Genomic DNA, 20,263 nt, shown 5'->3' with positions numbered 1-20,263 from the left:
CTTTTAAAATGCGACGATTGAGCGGTCTTGCGTCACGACCTCGCGAGGTCCATTTCAAGGCCATGTTCATCCAGACCGAAACCACCCCGAACCCCGAGGTCCTGAAGTTCCTGCCCGGCCGCGAAGTGCTGGGCGAGGGCGCTCGGGAATTCCGCACCCCGGAAGAGGGCGACGCCTCGCCGCTGGCCAAGGCCCTGTTCGACCTCGGCGACGTGACGCGGGTGTTCTTCGGTCCCGACTTCCTGACCGTGACCAAGGGCGAGGACGCCCAGTGGCCGCACCTGAAGGCGCCGATCCTGGCGGCGATCATGGACCACTTCACCGGCGGCCGGCCGGTGCTGCTGGACGCGTCGCCGAGCGCCGATGGCGGCCACGACGAAGATGGCGTCTACGACGAAGACACCGCCCAGATCGTCGCCGAGATCAAGGAACTGCTCGACACCCGCATCCGCCCGGCAGTGGCCCAGGACGGCGGCGACATCGTCTTCTCGCGCTTCGAGCCGCAGACGGGCGTCGTCTGGCTGCACATGCGCGGCGCCTGCTCGGGCTGCCCGTCGTCGTCGGCGACGCTGAAGTCGGGCGTCGAGAACATGCTCAAGCACTATGTGCCGGAAGTGACCCGGGTCGAGCAGACGCTCTAAAGGCGCGAGAAGTCTTTCTCGGGTGTTGATCTTGGCGCGGGCGCCTATATCGTAACTCTCAGAGTTACAGATAGCCTACCGAAGGATCGACCATGGCCAAGCTCGAAGACGCGACGCTCGCCCAGCTGTTCACCGAAGCCCGCACCCGCAACGGCTGGGACCCGACCCCGCTGCCGGAAGCGACGCTGCGCGAACTGTATGACCTGACCAAGTTCGGCCCCACGGCCGCCAACTCCACCCCGGCCCGCTTCTATTTCCTGACCTCGCAAGAGGCCAAGGAACGCCTGGCCAAGCTGTCGTCGGGCTCGAACGCCCCGAAGATCCTGCAGGCCCCGGCCACGGTGATCATCGGCTACGACCTCGACTTCCCGGAAACCCTGCCGAAGCTGTTCCCGCACGCCCCGGGCGCCAAGGACTGGTTCAACGACCTGCAGGCCCGTGAATGGGGCGCGCTGCGCAACAGCTCGCTGCAGGGCGGCTACTTCATCCTGGCGGCGCGGGCTCTGGGCCTGGACGTCGGCGCGATGTCGGGCTTCGACAATGCCGGCGTGGACGCGGAGTTCTTCGCGGGCACCAACATCAAGAGCAACTTCATCGCCTCGATCGGCCACGGCACGGAAGAGGGCCTGTTCCCGCGCAATCCGCGCCTGGACTTCGACGAAGCCGCGAAGATCCTCTGATCTGGTGACGGCGGAGGGGCGTCGGGCTACAAAGCCCGCATGACCCTCCGCCACACCCTCCTCGCCCTGCCGCTCGTGCTGCTCGCCGCCTGTGGGCCGGCCAAGAAGGACGAAGCCCCCGCCGCGCCCGCCGCCGACGCGGGTACCAAGGCCCCCGTCCGCGTCGCCATCGCGCCCTATGCCGGCGGCCCGCTGAAGGTCAGCAATGACGGCGTCGGCCCGATCAACGGCTCGGTGGCCTTCGACCTGAACACGCTGAAGGTCCTGTTCCCGAAGGCCAAGGTCGAGCAGGCCTTCCTGCACTTCGGCGAAGGCCCGCCCCAGGCGATCATCAATGTCGAGCAGGACAACGTCCCGCTGGCCGAGATCGGCAAGACCGACGAGGCCGAGATCGCCTATGTCCGCGTCAATGCCGGCGACGCGCGTGGCCCCAAGGACGAGCAACTGCTGGCCAAGTGGGCCGACCTCGGCTTCACGGTCGACCAGTGCCGCGCCGGCGAGGGCCGCGAGATCAACATGACCCTCTGCGTCCGTCCAGAAGCGCCCCAAGTGTCCTACGTGTTCGGCGTCCCCGGCTATACCGGCAAGGCCGTGCCGCCCGAGGCGACCCTGAAGGCCAAGGGCCAGCTGAACGAATTCGTCTGGCGTCCGGCCGAAGGCGCGGTCGTCGGCGCCGGCTGATCCATGATCCTGTCGATCGACACCTGCCTCGGCGCCAGTTCGGTCGCCGTGCTGGACGGCGAGCGCGTGCTGGCCGCCAAGAGCGAGCCTATGACCCGCGGCCACCAGGAGCGCATCGGCGTCCTGGCGCGTGAGGCCGCGACCGAGGCCGGGATCGCCTTTTCCGACCTCACCCGCATCGGCGTCACGGTCGGTCCCGGCTCATTCACCGGCCTGCGCGTGGGTCTGGCCTTCGCCAAGGGTCTGGCCACGGCGCTGTCGATCCCCTGCGTCGGGGTCAACACGCTGGAGAGCCTGGCGTTCGGCCAAAAGGGCTTCGTCGCCGCCGTGCTCGATGCGCGGATGAGCCAGGTCTATATCCAGGTCTTCGCCGACGGCGTCTCGCTGATGGCCCCGGACGCCCTGAGCCTGGGCGAGGCCGCCGCGCGGCTGGCCGAGCTCTATTCGGGCGGTCCGGCGACCCTGATCGGTTCCGGCGCGCCGCTGCTGGCCGACGCGTTGAGCAGCGCCACGGTGCTGACGCCAGCCGCGCCCGATCCGGTCGCCATCGCCCGCCTGGTCGCCAAGAAGCCCGCCCCGAGCCATTCGCCCCGGCCGCTCTATCTGCGCGCGCCCTATGCGACGTTGCCCGCCGCCCAAGGCGAAACATGAACCTGCGTCCTGTCGGCTCCGAAGCCGCCTTCGATCTCGCCGATATCCACGACAAGGCCTTCCCTCGGCCCTGGACGGCGCTGGAGTTCGACGACCTGCTGAAATCGCCGGGCGCCTTCGCGGTGCTGGGCGAGGCCGGCGACCCTGCCGAGGCCAAGGGCTTTATCCTGTGCCGCTCGATCGCCGGCGAGGCCGAGATCCTGACCATCGCCGTCGATCCAGCCGCCCGCCGGCGCGGCTGGGGCGCGGCCCTGGTCGAAATCGCTGCCGGAATCGCCGTCGAGACCGGCTCGGAAGCGATGTTCCTGGAGGTCGCCGCCGACAATCAGGCGGCCATCGCGCTCTATCAATCGACCGGTTTCGCCAAGGTTGGCGTCCGGAAGGGCTATTATCCCCATCCGGATGGGGCCAAGGACGCGCTTGTCATGCGGCGAGCGCTTAACAGTTAGCGACCGACCCCCTATCTTGCCCGCGACTCAAGACGGAGCTCCGCCGTGGATCGACTCGAAAAGGCCTGTATCGAAAAAGGCATGCGCATGACGGACCAGCGCCGCGTGATCGCGCGCGTGCTGTCGTCAGCCGACGACCATCCGGACGTCGAGGAGCTGCACCGCCGGGCCCACGCCATCGATCCGCACATCTCGATCGCCACCGTGTACCGCACGGTCCGCCTGTTCGAGGAAAGCGGCATCATCGAGCGCCACGACTTCCGGGACGGCCGCTCGCGCTACGAAGAGACGCCCGATCACCACCACGACCACCTGATCGACATGAAGACCGGCAAGGTCGTCGAGTTCGTGGACGAGGAGATCGAGGCCCTGCAGCACGCGATCGCCCGCAAGCTCGGCTACAAGCTGATCGACCACCGGCTCGAGCTCTACGGCGTGCCGCTGGAGGACTAAGCGGTCCTGGGTGTGGCCCTGGCGAACTTGCGCCAGCGGCCGCGTGACCCCATAACCTCGCGCATGAGCGAGACCCCGCAAAAGCGCCTCTATATCAAGACCTACGGCTGTCAGATGAACGTCTATGACAGCGAGCGCATGGCCGATGTCCTGCGCCCGCTGGGCTATGGCGTCGTCGATGATCCGGAAGGCGCGGACCTGGTGGTGCTGAACACCTGCCACATCCGCGAGAAGGCGACCGAGAAGGTCTATTCCGAGCTCGGCTACATCAAGCAGATGAAGGACCGGAAGGCGCAGGACGGTGGTCGCATGACCATCGCCGTGGCCGGCTGCGTCGCCCAGGCCGAGGGCAAGGAGATCATGCATCGCCAGAAGGCGGTCGATCTGGTCGTCGGTCCGCAGGCCTATCACCAGCTGCCCGAGCTGATCGCCCGCGCCCACCGGGCGACCGGCGAGCGCCTGGCCGCCGACTTCGCCGCCGATGAGAAGTTCGACGCCCTGCCGGCCGAGCGCCACGTGACCGGGGTCACCGCGTTCCTGACCGTGCAGGAAGGCTGCGACAAGTTCTGCACCTTCTGCGTGGTGCCCTACACCCGCGGTGGCGAGTGGTCGCGGCCGGTCAACGACATCGTCGAGGAGGCCAAGCAATTGGCCGGCAAGGGCGTGCGCGAGGTCACCCTGCTGGGCCAGAACGTCAACGCCTATGACGGCGACGGCTCGACCCTGGCCAAGCTGGTGCGTCAGCTGGCCAAGATCGATGGCCTGGACCGCATCCGCTACACGACCAGCCACCCGCGCGACATGGGCGAGGACCTGATCGAGGCGCACGGCGAGCTGCCGGAGCTGATGCCCTATCTGCACCTGCCGGTGCAGGCGGGTAGCGACAAGATCCTTAAGGCCATGAACCGCGACCACACGGCCGAAAGCTATGTGAAGCTGATCGAGAAGATCCGCGTCGCCCGTCCGGACATCGCCATGAGCGGCGACTTCATCGTCGGTTTCCCGGGCGAGCGCGACGGCGATTTCGAAAAGACCCTGGAGCTGGTCCGCGAAGTCGGCTTCGCCAGCGCCTTCTCGTTCAAGTATTCGCGCCGCCCTGGGACGCCCGCTTCGGCCATGCCCGGTCAGGTCGACGAGGCGGTGAAGGCCGAGCGCCTGGATCGCCTGAACCAGCTTCTGGAAGAGCAGCAGCGGGCCTTCAATGCGGCGCAGGTCGGCAAGGTCATGCCGGTGCTGTTCGAGAAGTCGGGCCGCCACCCTGGCCAGATCGTGGGTCGCAGCCCATATCTGCAGGCCGTGCATGCTGAAGGCCCCGAAAGCCTGATCGGTACGATCGTGCCTGTCCGTATCGAGAGCGCCGCCAAGATGAGCTTGGGCGGTGTTCTGGAAACCAACGCTGTTCTGGAGACCGCTTGAGCCGTACGCCTGAGTTCCTGCCGCTGTCGGACGACGCCGTCCACGCCGTTTCCGGTCCGTCGGGCCGTCACGCCGCCCTGATCGAGGACGCCTTCAAGGTGCTGATCGAGACGCCGGGCGGCGGCGTCACCATCACGGGCGACGCCCGTGGACGCACCGGGGCCAAGCGGGTGCTGCAGAGCCTGGCCGGTCGCGCCGACGCCGGCGAGGAAGTGGTCGAGGCCGATGTCCGCATCGCCATCGGCGGTTCGCAGGAAGCCGGCGGCCAGGCCTCGCCCCGCGCGGTGCGCAAGGGCAATGTCTCGCCCAAGACCAAGAACCAGGCCCGCTACATGGAGGCCATGGCGACCTATCCCTTGAGCTTCGGCCTGGGTCCCGCCGGCACCGGCAAGACCTTCCTGGCCGTGGCCCATGGGGCTGGAATGCTGCTGCGCGGCGAGGTCGATCGCCTGATCGTCACTCGTCCCGCCGTCGAGGCCGGCGAGAAGCTGGGCTTCCTGCCGGGCGACCTGAACGAGAAGGTCGATCCGTACATGGCGCCGGTGTGGGAAGCCCTGACCGACATCATGGGCGCCGACCAACTGCGTCGCCGCCGCGAGAAGCTGGAGATCGAGGTCGCCCCGATCGCCTTCATGCGCGGCCGCACGTTGGCCCATGCCTTCGTCATCGTCGACGAGGCCCAGAACTGCTCGCGCCTGCAGATGAAGATGGTCCTGACCCGTCTTGGCGAGGGCGCCCGCATGGTCGTCACCGGCGACCCGACCCAGGTCGATCTGCTGAACCCGCGCGACTCCGGCCTCGCGCACGCGGTCTCGATCCTGGAAGGGGTCGAGGGCGTGTCGATCTCGCGCTTCACCGCTTCGGACGTCGTGCGCCATCCGCTCGTTGAACGGATCGTGAAGGCCTATGACGCGGACGCGGCGCAGAATACACCCCGCTGACATGACCATTACTGTCGACATCGAAATCGAAGACGAAGCCTGGACCACGGCGGCCGAGGACGCCGAGGCCCTCGTCTGGCGCGCGGCCCAGGCCGTGCTGGACGCCCATGAGGACATCGAAGGCCAGGGGATCGTGATCCTGCTGACCGACGACGACAGCGTCCAGGCCCTGAACCGCGACTTCCGCCAGAAGGACTACGCGACCAACGTCCTGTCCTTCCCCTCGCCCCCGAACCCGGAAGGCCAGATCGGCGATATCGCCCTGGCCTATGGCGTCTGCGCGCGCGAAGCGGCCGAGCAGGGCAAGCTCCTGAGCCACCATCTGCAACATCTGGTGGCGCACGGCGTGCTTCATCTTTTAGGATACGACCACGAGAACGACGAAGAGGCGGAAGCCATGGAGTCGTTCGAGCGCGAAATCCTGGCGGGCCTGGACGTTCCAGACCCTTATGCCGGTGATGAAGAGGGGCGCTGAACAGGGCCATGCCCAGCGACGAGCCTAGTCAACAGCCCGCCGGTCCGGTTCGCAGAAGCCGGGGCGTGCGGGCGTTCCTTCGACGCATGCGCCGGCAGCTGACCGGCGGCGAGCCCTCGCGGCCGCCCGAACCGCCGCCCGCGACCGGCGCCGTCGACATCGTCGACCAGGCCGAGGCCTTCCAGACCCTGCGGGTCGCCGACGTCATGACCCCGCGCGCCGACATCGTCTCGGTCGAGCTCTCGACCCCGTTCGAGACCGTGGTCGCCCAGTTCGCCGAGGCCGAGCACTCGCGGATGCCGATCTATCGCGAGACGCTCGACGACCCCGTGGGCGTCGTCCACGTCAAGGACATCTTCCGCCTGCTGTCCGACGAGGCCAAGCGCCCCGCGCCCGGCGACGTCGTGCTGAACAAGCTGCGCCGTGACGCGTTGTACGTGCCCGCTTCGATGAAGGCCGCCGACCTCCTGCTCCGCATGCGCACCAGCCGTATCCACATGGCCCTCGTCATCGATGAGTTCGGCGGCACCGACGGCCTGGTCTCGATGGAAGACCTGATCGAGGCGGTGGTCGGCGAAATCGACGACGAGCATGACGACGCCGCCGCCGTGGCGATCGTGGCGCGGCCGGGCGGGGTCTATGACGCCGACGCCCGCGCGCCGCTGGAAGAGCTGGAAGCCGCGCTGGGCCTGGAACTGGCTCCCTCCGACATGGAAGAGGACATCGACACCGTCGCCGGCCTGGTCGTGGCCCTGGCCGGCCGCGTGCCGCAGCGGGGCGAGGTCATCACCCATCCCGAAGGCTACGAGTTCGAGGTGGTCGAGGCCGATCCGCGCCGGGTGCGCCGAGTGCGGGTGCGTGCTGGTTCTTCGCCACAGGCCGCCCCGGCAGCCGAGGGCGCAACCGTCTCGTGACGGCCTGGACGGACTTCCGCGCCAAGGCCTGGAGCGGTCCGGTGCTGGCGCTGCTGGCCGGTCTGGCCGCCGCCCTGGCCCATCCGCCGTTCGGCGTGCTGCCGGGCCTGCCGGGCCTGCTGGGCTATGCGGGACTTCTCTACCTGCTCGACGACGCCAACGAAGCCAAGCCGCTGCGCTCGGCCTTCTGGCGTGGCTGGCTGGCGGGCGTGGGTTATTTCGGGCTCGGGACCTGGTGGATCGCCGAGGCCTTCATGGTCGACGCCGCCAACCAGGGCTGGATGGCCCCGTTCGCCGTGGCGGCCATGGCCTCGGGCCTGGCGCTGTTCTGGGGCCTGGCGGCGCTGGTCTATCGCTGGATCCGGCCGGCCGGCGCCTGGCGGGTCCTGACCTTCGCTGGGGCCTTCGCGGCGCTGGAGTGGACGCGCGGTCACATCCTCACGGGCTTTCCCTGGAACCTGCCGGGTGAAACCTGGCGAGCGGGCTCTTTCCCGTCGCAGGCCGCCGCTCTGGTTGGCGCCTATGGCCTGACCTGGATCACCCTGGCCATCGCCGCCGCGCCCGCCGTGTGGCGCGAGGGCAAGGAGGGCAAGATCGCGCTGGGCTCGGCCGCCGCCGGGCTCGTGGCGCTCTACGCCTACGGCGCTGTGGCCGTGTCGCGGCCTTTGCCCGAGGGCCCGCCGACCACGGTGCGGATCGTCCAGGCCGACATCCAGCAGGACGCCAAGTGGGACGCCGTGCGCTTCTCGCAGATTGTCCAGTCCTACGTCTCGCTGACCGCCAGCCCCTACAAGGGCAAGCCCGCCGACATCGTCATCTGGCCGGAGGGCGCCCTGCCGGCGGCGACCAACGACTATCTGGCCCCCGGGACCTGGGTCCGCCAGGCGATCTTTGACGGCCTGCAGCCCGGCCAGCTGCTGCTGATCGGCGGCTATCGCTACGAGGGTCCGCTGCAGACGCCGACCTATTACAACAGCCTGATCGCCCTGCGCCGCACGGCCGACGATCTCGCGGTGGTCGGGGTCTATGACAAGCATCGGCTGGTGCCGTTCGGCGAATACCTGCCGGCCGAGAAATTCCTGACCCTGATCGGGTTCAAGAGCCTGGCGCATCTGGGCGACGGCTTCGCCACGGGTCCGCGCCCGGCCCCGCTGCGCGTCTCGCCGGGCCTCCTGGTCCAGCCGCTGATCTGTTACGAGAGCCTGTTTCCGGGCCTGGCCAAGAGTGATCCGAACGTCAGGGTCCTGATCAATGTCTCGAACGACGCCTGGTTCGGGGTGACGTCCGGCCCCTTGCAGCATCTCAACCTGGCCAGCTATCGCGGCATCGAGAGCGCCAAGCCGATTTTGCGCGCCACGCCGACCGGAGTCAGCGCCGTGATCGACGCGCGCGGTCGAATCATTCCGGGTGCGCGACTCGATCTAGGCAAAAGCGGAGTCATCGACGCGCAAATACCGGGAATGGGTGGAGTTACACCCTTCGACAACTTCGGGAATCTCGCGTTTCTCGCGCTTCTACTGACATCTGCGGTTGCGTCAGTTCGCCGACTGGCAGGTAAATCCTTTTCCTCTATTGCACGCGTGAAAGACTTAGGCTGAATTAAAACCGCAATTTCAGCTATCAAGCGTGGGTATGAGCGACCTGCCGGACACCGAGCGCCACCCCAACCCCATCGATCTTCATGTCGGGGCGCGCATCCGCATGCGCCGGAAGATCCTCGGCGTCAGCCAGGAGCGGCTGGCCGAAGACCTGGGCCTGACCTTCCAGCAGATCCAGAAGTACGAGCGCGGGGCCAACCGGGTCAGCGCCAGCAAGCTCTACGAGATCGCCAAGAGCCTGCAGTCGTCGGTGGCCTATTTCTTCGAGGGCCTGGCCGACACCAGCAACGAAGGCATGGCCGAGAACGGCGACGTGTTCGTCCACGATTTCCTGATGACGCCCGAAGGCCTGGAACTGGCCAGCCTGTTCCCCAAGATCACCAAGCCCAAGGTGCGCCGCCGCATCCTGGAGCTGGTGCGGTCGATGGCCGAGGAAGAGGGCGCGGACGACGACGAGGCGTAAGCCTCTCAAGCTCCGCTTGATCGCATAAACATATCTTTATATGGTTCCGGTCTAACTGACGCCGTACCGGGCGCCTGTCCGCCTGCGCGGAATTTCATGACCGGAGCTGTCTCTTGAGCCGTTCGTCTTACATCTTCACCAGCGAGAGCGTCTCCGAAGGTCACCCCGACAAGGTCGCCGACCGTATCAGCGACACCGTCGTCGACGCCTTCCTGACCGCCGATCCCGAGGCGCGCGTCGCCTGCGAGACCCTGGTGACCACCAACCGCATCGTGCTGGCCGGTGAAGTCCGCGCCGGCAAGCCGGACGGTGACAAGAAGGCCAACAAGCAGCTCACCAAGGACATCCTCGCCTCGCTCGAGCCCAAGGTTCGCGCGGCGATCAAGGATATCGGCTACGAGCAGAAGGGCTTCCACTGGCAGAAGGCGAAGTTCGCCAACTACCTGCACGGCCAGTCGGCGCACATCGCCCAGGGCGTGGACGCCACCGAGAAGAAGGACGAAGGCGCCGGCGACCAGGGCATCATGTTCGGCTATGCCAGCACCGAGACCCCGGAGCTGATGCCGGCCACCCTGCAGTACAGCCACAATGTCCTCAAGCGCCTGGCCGAGCTGCGCCACAGCGGCGAGCTCAAGGAACTGGAGCCGGACGCCAAGAGCCAGGTGACCCTGGAATATGACGGCAACGGCCGCCCGGTCCGCGTCGTCTCGATCGTCGTCTCGCACCAGCACGCCAAGAAGATCGACGGCAAGGCCGCGACCTCCAAGCGCGTGCTGGACCTGATCAAGCCGCACATCCTGCCGGTGTTCCCGGACGGCCTGATCACCAAGAAGACCCAGTGGCTGGTCAACCCGACCGGCCGCTTCGAGATCGGTGGTCCGGACGGCGACGCCGGCGTCACCGGCCGCAAGATCATCGTCGACACCTACGGCGGCGCGGCCCCGCACGGCGGCGGCGCGTTCTCGGGCAAGGATCCGACCAAGGTCGACCGCTCGGCCGCCTATGCCTGCCGCTACCTGGCCAAGAACGTCGTGGCCGCCGGCCTCGCCGACCGCTGCACCATCCAGATCGCCTACGCCATCGGCGTGGCCCAGCCGGTCTCGTTCCACGTCGACCTGCACGGCACCGGCAAGGTGGATCCGGCGATCCTGGAAAAGACCCTGCCGCAGCTGATCGGCGGCGCGACCCCGCGCTCGATCCGCGAGCACCTGCAGCTGAACCGTCCGATCTACGCCCGCACCGCCGCCTACGGCCACTTCGGCCGCACGCCGGACAACGAAGGCGGCTTCTCGTGGGAGAAGACCGACCTCGTGGGCGAGCTGAAGGGCCTGGCGTAAGCCTCACTCTTCGACCCATCGTGAAGCGGGCTCCGATCCTTCCCGGGTCGGAGCCCGTTTTCATTTCGTCCTCAAAGCTCTAAGACGCCCGCCCATGACCAATCCGACCCAGCCCCATGGCCCGCTGCGCTCGTTCGGCCGCCTGAAGTCGCGCCCGGTGAAGCCGCGCCAGCAGGCCCTGCTCGACACCTTGCTGCCCGAGATCGCCGTGCCGCACGGCCCGTTCCAGCCGCTGGACCTGATGCCAGACGCCAAGGCCGTGTGGCTGGAGATCGGTTTCGGCGGCGGCGAGCACATGGCGACCCAGGCCGGCCGTGCGCCCGAGACCCTGGTCATCGGCGCCGAGCCGTTCGTCAACGGCGTGGCCAGCGCCGTGCGCCATATCGAGGAGCAAGCCCTGAAGAACGTCCGCGTCCACGAGGGCGACGCCCGCGACGTGGTCGACTGGCTGCCCGACGCCAGCCTGGACCGGGTGTTCATCATGTTCCCCGATCCCTGGCACAAGGCGCGCCACAACAAGCGTCGCCTGATCCAGCCGGAGTTCGTCGCCAGGCTGGCTCGCGTGATGAAGCCGGGCGCGGCCCTGCGCTTCGCCACCGACTGGGCCGACTACGGCGAGTGGACGACCGAGCGGGTGCTGGCCGATCCGAACTTCCGCTTCGCCGACGAGACGGCCGACCGCAATGCGATCCCGGTCGACCACGTCACGACGCGCTACGAGGAAAAGAAGCTGGGCGACTGCGCCCCCGTTTTCCTGGACTTTATCCGGGCGTAACCCGCGCCCAGGTCTTGAGCAGCGGGACGGTCGCGCAGGCCGGCCCGCCGTCCTTGGCGCGGCCGGCGATGGTCGCCTCCAGCACCTCGCCGCCGGTCAGGTCGGCCGGCAGGGCGTGCAAGTAGATCTTGATGCGCCGCGACCACTCGGTCTGGCCATCGCCCGCCTGCTGGCCCGAGGCGATGTAGACGAACCGCCCCCGGCTGTCGTTGCGCACGAAGCCGCCACCGGGGCGAAGGCCGTTCGGCGTCGGGGTCAGGGTGATCGGAATATCGAAGGAGAGGTCGCCCTCGGCCCGGATCGGATCGATCGGGTGGCTCTTGGCGTCCTGCTTGGAGAAGACCACGCCGGGCGGCGGGTCGGCCAGGATGATCCGCAAGGTGAGATCGATCCTGGCCATTTCGCTTAGTACGTTTCGTTGTAGCGCTTGATCGCCGTGCGGATGATCTCGGCGGTCTCGTCGATGTCGGCCCAGCCGCTGATCTTGGTCGACTTGCCCTTTTCCAGATCCTTGTAGTGCTGGAAGAAGTGGGCGATCTGCTCGGTCAGGATGGTCGGCAGGTCACGCCAGCTGGTCACGCCCGTGTAGAACGGGTGCAGCTTATCGACCGGCACGGCCAGGATCTTCTCGTCCGAACCGGCCTCGTCGACCATCATCAGGGTGCCGATCGGGCGGCAGCGGATGATCGCGCCCGGCACCACCGGGGTCGGGCCCACGACCATGATGTCGGCCGGGTCGCCGTCGTCGGCCAGGGTGTGCGGGATGAAGCCGTAGTTGGCCGGATAGAACATGGCCGTGTGCAGGAAGCGATCGACCATCAGGGCGCCGCTTTCCTTGTCGATCTCGTACTTCACCGGCTCGCCGCCCTGCGGGATCTCGATGATGGCGTTGAGGTCGTAAGGCGGGTTCACCCCGGTCGGGATCTTTGAGAGGTCCATTGTGACTCTTCGTCTTATGAGGTCCGCGGGGAGGCGGCCTGCGCGGGCTGGCTTATAGGCCAAAATTGCTGCGGCGCGGAAGGGGGAGGCTACGCGCGGCTCCGGGTTGCGAAATTTTCTTTTCTATTGAAGAAAAACCGTGATCTACTGCCGATATACATAAGGGAGGAAGATAGCCACATATTTGGAGGTGCGATATCTTCCGTGGAATCTAGATCTTACCTCATCAACAACATCCAGGTGCTGCGTGCGGTAGCCGCGTTCCTGGTGATCTTTGTTCACCTCGAAGTTCTTTTGAAGGCCGTCGGACTGGAAAAGTTCGGGCATGGCGGAGTTGATATATTCTTCGTCATCAGCGGCTTCATCATGATCGCGGTGGCCGCGCGTAATAATCCAAGCCCTGTAAACTTCATGACGGAGCGCTTCGCTCGTATCGCGCCCCTTTACTGGGTCGCCACGTTCATGGTTTTCGGCCTGGCGCTGGCCGCTCCCTTTCTGTTCAAGGGCACTCAAGCGACACTCGACCATCTCTTGAAGTCGCTATTCTTCATCCCCTATGCCCGGGAGAACGGCACCGTCTTCCCCTTGGTCTTCGTCGGGTGGACGCTGAACTATGAGATGTTCTTCTACGCGATATTCGCGCTGGGACTTTTCGTCCCACGGCGCTTCCTGGGCTACGCGCTGGTGATCGCCGCGCTCGCCGGCTTCGTGCTGGCGGGCGTGCTGCTCAAGCCGGAGGCGCCGATCCTCAGATTCTATACAAGCCCGATCATCCTGGAGTTCGGCTTCGGCATGGGATTGGCGCTGGCCTATTCGAGGATGCCGGTCCTGCGGCGCCCGGCGGCGGCCTGCGTCCTGGCGGGTGTCGTCATCGCCCTGCTCTTCCTCGCCTTCGCTCCCCTGCGGTGGCCCGAGCTGTCCGCGGGCATCACCCGTGGCGCGCCCGCCGTGATGATCGTGGCGGGGGCGTTGGTCCTGGAGCGGTCGGGGTGGGCGATCCGGGCACCGTGGCTCATCGCCTTGGGCAACGCCAGCTACGCAACCTACCTTTTCCACCCCTTCGTCACCGAGTTCGTGACGAAGATCGTGACCGTGTCGCGTCAGGATTGGCTGGCCGGACCGGGCGTCCTCGCGGGGCTCGCCGGCGCGATGCTGGCCGGCCTGCTGATCCACCGCTTCGTGGAAAAGCCGCTGACGGCCAGGGTGAAGCGCTGGTGCTCTCGCAGGGTCGCTGTCGTCAGCCCGGTCGCGGCATCTTAGTCCGGGAGTCGGCTGGGGGCTTCCGCTGGGTGGAAGATCGCGCTATACAGGCGTCTACATCGTCCGTTAGCGCTAGATGGCGCTTTCGAGCGGCGGCCGAAAGGCTGCCGCTTTTTGTTTGGCTGCTCGGCGACACCGGCGGCCCGAATGAGTTGAGAGAAACGTGCGCGGCAAGACGCAGGAAGACCGTGATCTGATCGAGATGCTCGATCCCGTGGCCGAGGCGCTTGGCTACGAGATCGTCCGGCTGCGCCTGATGGGCGGCGCCGAGCAGCGTCGCCTGCAGATCATGGCCGAACACCCGCTGCAGGAAGACGGCAGCGGCGGCGACATGAATGTCGAGGACTGCGCGAAGCTGTCGCGCGGCGTCTCCGAAATCCTGGACGCGGCCGACCCGATCACCGGAGAATATACGCTGGAGGTCTCCAGCCCCGGCATCGACCGGCCGCTGACCCGCCTGAAGGACTTCAACGACTATGCCGGCCTCGAGGCCCGCATCGAGCTGGACCGCGTGGCCGAGGGCCGCAAGCGCTTCAAGGGCGAGCTGGCCGGCATCGAGGACGACCAGGTCGGCCTGAACATCGAGGGCGAGGACGACGTCACCGTCTACTTCCCCTTCGCCTGGATCATCGACGCCAAGCTCGTCATGACCGACACCCTGATGGATCGGGGCGCCAAGCAGCGCGCCGCCCGTCTGCAATCCGACAACGACGACCTGTCCGAAAGTGAAGAGGACTGACCATGGCCATCGGCATCGCCGCCAACCGGCTCGAACTCCTGCAGATCGCCGACGCGGTCGCGCGTGAAAAAGGCATCGAGAAGGAAGTCGTCATCGAGGCCATCGAGGACGCGCTCCAGAAGGCCGCTCGCGCCCGTTACGGCGCCGAGCACGACATCCGCGTCAAGATCGACCCGCGCACGGGCGAGACCAACCAGAAGCGCGTGATCGAGGTCGTCGCCGACGACACCGAGCTCGAGGGCGAGATCGGCAAGGTCCAGCTCTCGATCGCCAAGCGCACCTGGCGCGACGCCGAGATCGGCAAGATCTACGAAGAAGTCCTGCCGCCGTTCGAGATCGGCCGCGTCCAGACCCAGATGGCCCGCCAGGTCGTCATGCATAAGGTCCGCGAAGCCGAGCGCGAGCGTCAGCACGAAGAGTACAAGGATCGCGTCGGCGAGATCGTCAACGGCAGCGTCAAGCGCGTCGAATACGGCAACGTCATCGTCGATCTGGGCCGTGGCGAAGGCATCATGCGCCGCGACCAGTCGATCCCGCGCGAGAACTTCAACGTCGGCGACCGCATCCGCGCCTACATCTACGACGTCCGTCGCGAGACCAAGGGCCCGCAGATCATGCTGAGCCGCGCGCACGGCGGCTTCATGGCCAAGCTGTTCGCTCAGGAAGTGCCGGAAGTCTACGACGGCGTCATCGAGATCCGCGCCGTGGCCCGCGACCCGGGTTCGCGCGCCAAGATGGCCGTCATCTCGAACGACAGCTCGATCGATCCCGTCGGCGCCTGTGTCGGCATGCGCGGTTCGCGCGTGCAGGCGGTCGTGGCCGAGCTGCAAGGCGAGAAGATCGACATCATCCAGTGGTCGGAGGATGAAGCCACCTTCATCGTCAACGGCCTGGCCCCCGCCGAAGTCTCCAAGGTCGTCATGGACGAGGAAGACGAGCGCGTCGAAGTCGTGGTGCCGGACGAGCAGCTGTCGCTGGCCATCGGCCGTCGCGGCCAGAACGTCCGCCTCGCTTCGCAGCTGACCGGCTGGCAGATCGATATCATGACCGAAAGCCAGGAGAGCGAGCGCCGTCAGCGCGAGTTCACCGAGCGCACGGCCCTGTTCCAGGAAGCCCTGGACGTCGACGAAGTCATCGCCCAGCTGCTGGTCACCGAAGGCTTCGCCGCGGTGGAAGACGTGGCGTTCGTCGAGCCGCATGAAATCGCTTCGATCGAAGGCTTCGACGAGGAAACCGCCGAGGAGCTGCAGGCCCGCGCCCGCGAATTCCTCGACAAGGAAGCCGCCGCCCTGGACGCCAAGCGTCTGGAGCTGGGCGTCCAGGACGAGCTGCTGGCCGTCGAGGGCGTGACCCTGGCCATGGCCGTCGCCCTGGGCGAAGGCGACGTGAAGACGGTGGAAGACCTCGCGGGTCTGGTGCCGGACGACATGCGCGGCTGGTTCGAGACCAAGAACGGCGAGCGCGTGCGCGAGCCGGGCATCCTGGAGACCTTCAACCTGTCGCCGGAAGACGCCGAGGCGCTGATCATGCGCGCTCGTATCGTCATGGGCTGGGTCGAGGCCCCGCCGGAGCCGGAATACGAGCCGGAAGCCGAGTACGAAGCTGAAGCTGAAGCCGAGTTCGAAGGCGAGGCCGAAGAGGTCGCCGCCGAAGAGTCCGCTTCGGAAGAGCCCGCGTCGGACGAAGAGGCCTAAGGCCCTTCGGAGCGTTAAACGACGGCCTCGCGGAGCAATCCGCGGGGCCGTTCGCCATTCAAGAGACTTATGACCGAACCTGCCGCCCCCAAGACCCACGCCGAAGCCAATCGCCTGCGCAAGGACATCGTCCTGGGCGAGGCGACGGACGAGGCGCGCCTGGTCCGCTTCGTGGCGGGACCGGACGGGGTGGTGGTTCCGGACGTGGCGCGCAAGCTGCCCGGCCGGGGCATCTGGGTCGGCGCCGACCGGGACTCGATCGCGACGGCGGCCAAGAAGGGCCTGTTCTCGCGCGCCGCCAAGACCAAGCTCACCGTGCCCGCCGACCTGGCCGACCAGGTCGAGGCCCTGCTGGCCAAGCGCGTCCTGGACAGCCTGGGGCTTGCGCGGAAGGCCGGGACCATTATCTCAGGCTACGAAAAGGTGGTCGCGGCCCTGGGGACGGGCAGCGTCGCCTGGCTGATCGAGGCCTCGGATAGCGCCGAGGACGGTCGCCGAAAGATTCTCAACGCCGCCCGCAAGGCCCCCAGACCGCCCCGTTTGCTGGGCGCATTCAATTCGGATGAATTGGGTTTGGCCTTGGGCGGTGAGAATGTGATACACACCGCACTCCTTGCTGGGCGCGGCATCGAACGTTGGACACTGGATGTCGAGCGTTTGTCAGGTTTCCGCCCGCTTTTGCCTCCCGAATGGTCGGCGAACGGACGTGAGGATGGCTAGAGGCCTTTCCGCCCTGGGCGGATGAGACCTCTCATGAAAAGGGCGAGCCTGTTCGCCCGGGTTGGCTACCGATCGAAACAGGCTCTCGGGTTTTCGCATCCCGCCGGGGAACCGCCGGTGCGATGGAAAAACTCTGAGATCTTTGACGTTGGGCGCGGCTATTCGGGTCGCGTTCGTGAGTGAAGGGTCGGGAAACGCGCTTGCTTCGGCAGGTACGTCCAGGCCCCTTTCTCACATGGAAACATCGGTTTTTTAGCCAGGTACCGCCTGGCGGAAGTACAAGCGAGCGCATGAGCGACGAGAACGAAAACGGCCGACCCGGCGGACGAGCCCCCATCACCCTGAAGCCCCGCCAGGGCTCGGTGAGCGCCGGGGTCGTGAAGCAGAGCTTCAGCCACGGCCGGACCAAGACGGTGGTGGTCGAAACCAAGCGTACGCGTCCGCATGCGCCCGCGTCGGGCAATCTCGCCGCGCCGTCTTCGGCTGAGCGTCGCCACGACGCCCCGCCGCAGCCGCGCCCGCAGCAATCGCAAGGCGGCGGCAACGCCTCGTCGGGCGGCGGCGGTTCGGCTGGCGGTCTCTCGCAGGAAGAACTGCGCGCTCGCCAGCGCGTCGTCGACGCCGCTCGTGAAAACCAAGCTCGTCAGGCGGCCGACCAGGCCGCCGAGGCCGCGCGGGCTCGCGCGGCTCAGGACGCCGCTCAGCGCGAAGCCGCCGCCAAGGCCGCGGCCGAACGCGCCGCCGCGGCGCCGGCTCCCGCTCCGGCCCCCGTTCAAGCTCAAGCGCCCGTCGCTCAAGCCCCGGCTCCCGCTCCGGTCGCGCCCGCCGCGCCGGTGACGCCGCCGCCGGCCGCGCCGGTCCAGCGCCCCGTGGCCCAGGCTCCGGCCGCGCCGCAGGCTCCGCGCCAGGATGCGCCCCGTCACGAAGGTCCTCGCCACGAGGGCCCGCGTCACGAGGGTCAACGTCATGACGGTCCTCGTCACGATGGGCCCCGTTCGGCGTCGCCTCCCGGCCAGACCCGTAGCTACGAGCCCAGCCGCGACCGTCGCGACGATCGTCCAAGCACGACGACCTATCGTCCGGCTCCGCAAGGCGACCGTCCGTTCAACCAGCGCGCCCCGCGTCCCGACGCCAACGCCAACTTCGGTCAACGCGCTCCGCGTCCCGAGGGCGACCGTCCGCGCGGTCCGCGTCCCGAAGGTGATCGTCCGCAGGGCGATCGCGGCGGCTACCGTGGCGACCGCCCGCAGGGTGATCGTCCGCAAGGCGACCGTCCGCAGCAGACCGTTCGCTACTCGGCTCTCGCGCCGCGTCCGGCTCCGGGCGCCCGTGGTCCCGGCGGTCCGCCGCGCGGTCCGCGTCCCGGCGTTCCCGCCCAGGCCCCGGCCACGCCGGAAGTCCAGCGCGCCATGCGCTCGGCGCCGCGTCCCGGTGGCGAAGTCAGCCGCCGTCCGGACGAGGATGACGATCGCCGCAAGGCCGCCAACGCGCCCGGCAAGGCCGTGTCGCGCGCCAAGGGCGCTCCGGTTCGCCGCGAAGGTCGCCTGACCATCCAGGCCGTGGCCGGTGACGGGGATTCCGCCGACCGCATGCGCTCGCTGGCCTCGGTTCGCCGGGCCCGTGAACGCGAAAAGGAAAAGCGCCGCGGCGGTCCCGCCGAGGTCGTGAAGGTCAGCCGCGAAGTCGTCATTCCCGACGTCATCACCGTGCAGGAGCTGTCCAACCGGATGGCCGTGCGCGGCGTCGAGATCATCAAGTTCCTGATGCGTCAGGGCGTGATGCTGAAGATCAACGACGTCATCGACAACGACACCGCCGAGCTGGTGGCGACCGAATTCGGTCACACCGTGCGTCGCGTGTCGGAAGCCGACGTCGAAGAAGGCTTCATCGGCGCCGAGGACATCGACGATCACCTGGAGCCGCGTCCCCCGGTCGTCACGATCATGGGTCACGTCGACCACGGCAAGACGTCGCTTCTGGACGCCCTGCGCGCCACGGACGTGGCCGCTGGCGAACACGGCGGCATCACCCAGCACATCGGCGCCTATCAGGTTCGCCTGAAGGACGGCCAGCGCGTGACGTTCCTCGACACCCCCGGCCACGCCGCCTTCTCGGCGATGCGGGCTCGCGGCGCCAACATCACCGACATCGTCGTGCTGGTGGTGGCGGGTGACGACGGCGTGATGCCGCAGACGATCGAGGCGATCAAACACGCCAAGGCCGCCAACGTGCCGATCATCGTCGCCGTCAACAAGATGGACAAGCCGGGCTCGGATCCGACCCGCGTGGTCAACGAGCTGCTGCAGCACGAGATCGTCGTCGAAAGCCTGGGTGGCGACACCCAGATCATCGAGGTCTCGGCCAAGGCGCGCACGGGTCTCGACGACCTGCTCGACGCCATCCTGCTGCAGGCCGAAGTGCTCGACCTGAAGGCCAACCCCGACCGCACCGCCGACGGCGTGGTGATCGAGGCCAAGCTGGACAAGGGTCGTGGCGCGGTTTCGACCGTCCTGGTCAATCGCGGTACGCTGAAGCGCGGCGACATCGTCGTCGCCGGCGCCCAGTTCGGCCGCGTTCGCGCGCTGCTGAACGAGCGCAACGAGCAGCTGACCGAAGCCGGTCCGGCCACCCCGGTCGAGATCCTCGGCCTGGACGGCGTTCCCTCGCCGGGCGAAGCCTTCGCCGTGGTCGAAAACGAAGCCCGCGCTCGCGAGCTGACCGAGTACCGCATCCGCCAGAAGCGCGAGAAGTCGCTGGCTCCGATCGGCGCCGGCGCTTCGATGGCCGACATGATGGCCAAGCTGCAGGACAAGAAGCTGAAAGAGCTTCCGCTGATCATCAAGGCCGACGTGCAAGGTTCGGCCGAGGCGATCATCGGTTCGCTGGACAAGATGGCCACCGACGAGGTCCGCGCGCGGATCATCCTGTCGGGCGCCGGCGCGATCAGCGAAAGCGACGTCATGCTGGCCAAGGGCGCCGGCGCGCCGGTCATCGGCTTCAACGTCCGCGCCTCGGCGCAGGCGCGGGCCCTGGCCGAACGCGAAGGGGTCGAGATCCGCTACTACGCGATCATCTACGACCTGCTGGACGACATCAAAGGCGTGCTCTCGGGCATGCTGGCGCCGATCCAGCGCGAAACCTTCCTGGGTAACGCCGAAGTGCTGCAAGCCTTCGACATCTCCAAGATCGGCAAGGTCGCCGGCTGTAAGGTCACCGAAGGCGTTGTCCGCAAGGGCGCCAAGGTCCGGATCATCCGTCAGGACATCGTCGTCCTGGAACTGGGCACCCTACAGACGCTCAAGCGCTTCAAGGACGAGGTCAACGAAGTCCCGGTCGGCCAGGAGTGCGGCATGCTGTTCGCCGGCTTCCAGGACATCAAGGTCGGCGACACCATCGAGTGCTTCACCGTCGAAGAGATCAAGCGCCAGCTCGACTAG

General features: G+C 67.3%; 21 protein-coding genes. 19 read left to right on the top strand and 2 right to left on the bottom strand.

Annotated features, from left to right (window positions below):
- Positions 1-62: 62 nt before the first annotated feature.
- From AC07NI_RS13690 to trmB, 14 genes are all read left to right on the top strand, one after another.
- Positions 63-641 (top strand): NifU family protein, encoded by a 579-nt coding sequence (locus AC07NI_RS13690; protein WP_494619877.1) that lies wholly within the window; start codon positions 63-65, stop codon positions 639-641.
- A gap of 92 nt (positions 642-733) precedes the next feature.
- Positions 734-1,321, top strand: coding sequence for a malonic semialdehyde reductase (locus AC07NI_RS13685; RefSeq protein WP_494619875.1), 588 nt, complete (start codon positions 734-736; stop codon positions 1,319-1,321).
- A gap of 39 nt (positions 1,322-1,360) precedes the next feature.
- Positions 1,361-2,002, top strand: a complete 642-nt coding sequence (locus tag AC07NI_RS13680) for a DUF1131 family protein (RefSeq protein ID WP_494619873.1) — start codon at positions 1,361-1,363, stop codon at positions 2,000-2,002.
- A 3-nt stretch (positions 2,003-2,005) separates the two neighbouring features.
- Positions 2,006-2,653, top strand: coding sequence for a tRNA (adenosine(37)-N6)-threonylcarbamoyltransferase complex dimerization subunit type 1 TsaB (tsaB, locus tag AC07NI_RS13675; protein ID WP_494619871.1), 648 nt, complete (start codon positions 2,006-2,008; stop codon positions 2,651-2,653).
- Positions 2,650-3,102 (top strand): ribosomal protein S18-alanine N-acetyltransferase, encoded by a 453-nt coding sequence (gene rimI / locus AC07NI_RS13670; RefSeq protein ID WP_494619869.1) that lies wholly within the window; start codon positions 2,650-2,652, stop codon positions 3,100-3,102. Before tsaB ends, rimI begins: the two co-directional genes overlap by 4 nt.
- A 45-nt stretch (positions 3,103-3,147) precedes the next feature.
- Positions 3,148-3,555, top strand: coding sequence for a Fur family transcriptional regulator (locus AC07NI_RS13665; protein WP_494619867.1), 408 nt, complete (start codon positions 3,148-3,150; stop codon positions 3,553-3,555).
- A gap of 63 nt (positions 3,556-3,618) precedes the next feature.
- Positions 3,619-4,971 carry a tRNA (N6-isopentenyl adenosine(37)-C2)-methylthiotransferase MiaB gene (gene miaB, locus AC07NI_RS13660; RefSeq protein WP_494619865.1) on the top strand — a complete coding sequence of 451 codons (1,353 nt, stop codon included), beginning with the start codon at positions 3,619-3,621 and terminating at the stop codon, positions 4,969-4,971.
- Positions 4,968-5,912, top strand: coding sequence for a PhoH family protein (locus tag AC07NI_RS13655; protein WP_494619864.1), 945 nt, complete (start codon positions 4,968-4,970; stop codon positions 5,910-5,912). Before miaB ends, AC07NI_RS13655 begins: the two co-directional genes overlap by 4 nt.
- 19 nt (positions 5,913-5,931) lie before the next feature.
- Positions 5,932-6,387 carry an rRNA maturation RNase YbeY gene (gene ybeY, locus AC07NI_RS13650; protein WP_494620534.1) on the top strand — a complete coding sequence of 152 codons (456 nt, stop codon included), beginning with the start codon at positions 5,932-5,934 and terminating at the stop codon, positions 6,385-6,387.
- Positions 6,388-6,395: 8 nt separating this feature from the next.
- Positions 6,396-7,301 (top strand): hemolysin family protein, encoded by a 906-nt coding sequence (locus AC07NI_RS13645; RefSeq protein ID WP_494619862.1) that lies wholly within the window; start codon positions 6,396-6,398, stop codon positions 7,299-7,301.
- Complete coding sequence (lnt, locus tag AC07NI_RS13640) at positions 7,298-8,899, top strand: apolipoprotein N-acyltransferase (RefSeq protein WP_494619860.1); 1,602 nt, start codon at positions 7,298-7,300, stop codon at positions 8,897-8,899. The genes AC07NI_RS13645 and lnt overlap by 4 nt, the downstream gene beginning before the upstream one ends.
- A gap of 28 nt (positions 8,900-8,927) precedes the next feature.
- Positions 8,928-9,362 carry a helix-turn-helix domain-containing protein gene (locus AC07NI_RS13635; RefSeq protein ID WP_494619858.1) on the top strand — a complete coding sequence of 145 codons (435 nt, stop codon included), beginning with the start codon at positions 8,928-8,930 and terminating at the stop codon, positions 9,360-9,362.
- A 113-nt stretch (positions 9,363-9,475) separates the two neighbouring features.
- On the top strand, positions 9,476-10,699 hold the full coding sequence (gene metK / locus AC07NI_RS13630) for a methionine adenosyltransferase (protein WP_494619856.1): 1,224 nt from the start codon (positions 9,476-9,478) through the stop codon (positions 10,697-10,699).
- Between the two features lie 94 nt (positions 10,700-10,793).
- Entirely contained in the window at positions 10,794-11,474 is a 681-nt protein-coding gene (gene trmB / locus AC07NI_RS13625) for a tRNA (guanosine(46)-N7)-methyltransferase TrmB (RefSeq protein WP_494619854.1), read from the top strand.
- On the opposite strand, the gene AC07NI_RS13620 is transcribed toward trmB, so the two are convergent.
- Together AC07NI_RS13620 and ppa are read right to left on the bottom strand one after the other, a co-directional pair.
- Complete coding sequence (locus AC07NI_RS13620; RefSeq protein WP_494619852.1) at positions 11,461-11,874, bottom strand: DUF5990 family protein; 414 nt, start codon at positions 11,872-11,874, stop codon at positions 11,461-11,463. The genes trmB and AC07NI_RS13620 overlap by 14 nt on opposite strands.
- A 5-nt stretch (positions 11,875-11,879) precedes the next feature.
- On the bottom strand, positions 11,880-12,413 hold the full coding sequence (ppa, locus tag AC07NI_RS13615) for an inorganic diphosphatase (protein ID WP_494619850.1): 534 nt from the start codon (positions 12,411-12,413) through the stop codon (positions 11,880-11,882).
- 204 nt (positions 12,414-12,617) lie between these two features.
- On the opposite strand from ppa, the gene AC07NI_RS13610 reads away from it, so the two are divergent.
- The 5 genes from AC07NI_RS13610 (at position 12,618) to infB (ending at position 20,263) form a co-directional block, all read left to right on the top strand.
- Complete coding sequence (locus tag AC07NI_RS13610) at positions 12,618-13,673, top strand: acyltransferase family protein (RefSeq protein ID WP_494619848.1); 1,056 nt, start codon at positions 12,618-12,620, stop codon at positions 13,671-13,673.
- Positions 13,674-13,836: 163 nt separating this feature from the next.
- Entirely contained in the window at positions 13,837-14,412 is a 576-nt protein-coding gene (gene rimP / locus AC07NI_RS13605) for a ribosome maturation factor RimP (protein ID WP_494619846.1), read from the top strand.
- Positions 14,413-14,414: 2 nt separating this feature from the next.
- Entirely contained in the window at positions 14,415-16,106 is a 1,692-nt protein-coding gene (gene nusA, locus AC07NI_RS13600; RefSeq protein WP_494619844.1) for a transcription termination factor NusA, read from the top strand.
- Between the two features lie 69 nt (positions 16,107-16,175).
- Positions 16,176-16,826: an RNA-binding protein gene (locus AC07NI_RS13595; RefSeq protein ID WP_494619842.1), complete on the top strand. Its 651-nt coding sequence runs from the start codon at positions 16,176-16,178 to the stop codon at positions 16,824-16,826.
- 290 nt (positions 16,827-17,116) lie between these two features.
- Positions 17,117-20,263, top strand: coding sequence for a translation initiation factor IF-2 (infB, locus tag AC07NI_RS13590; protein WP_494619840.1), 3,147 nt, complete (start codon positions 17,117-17,119; stop codon positions 20,261-20,263).

The sequence above is a fragment of the Caulobacter sp. GW821-FHT10E02 genome, assembly GCF_059415225.1.
This window is presented reverse-complemented; position numbering and strand designations above follow the sequence as displayed.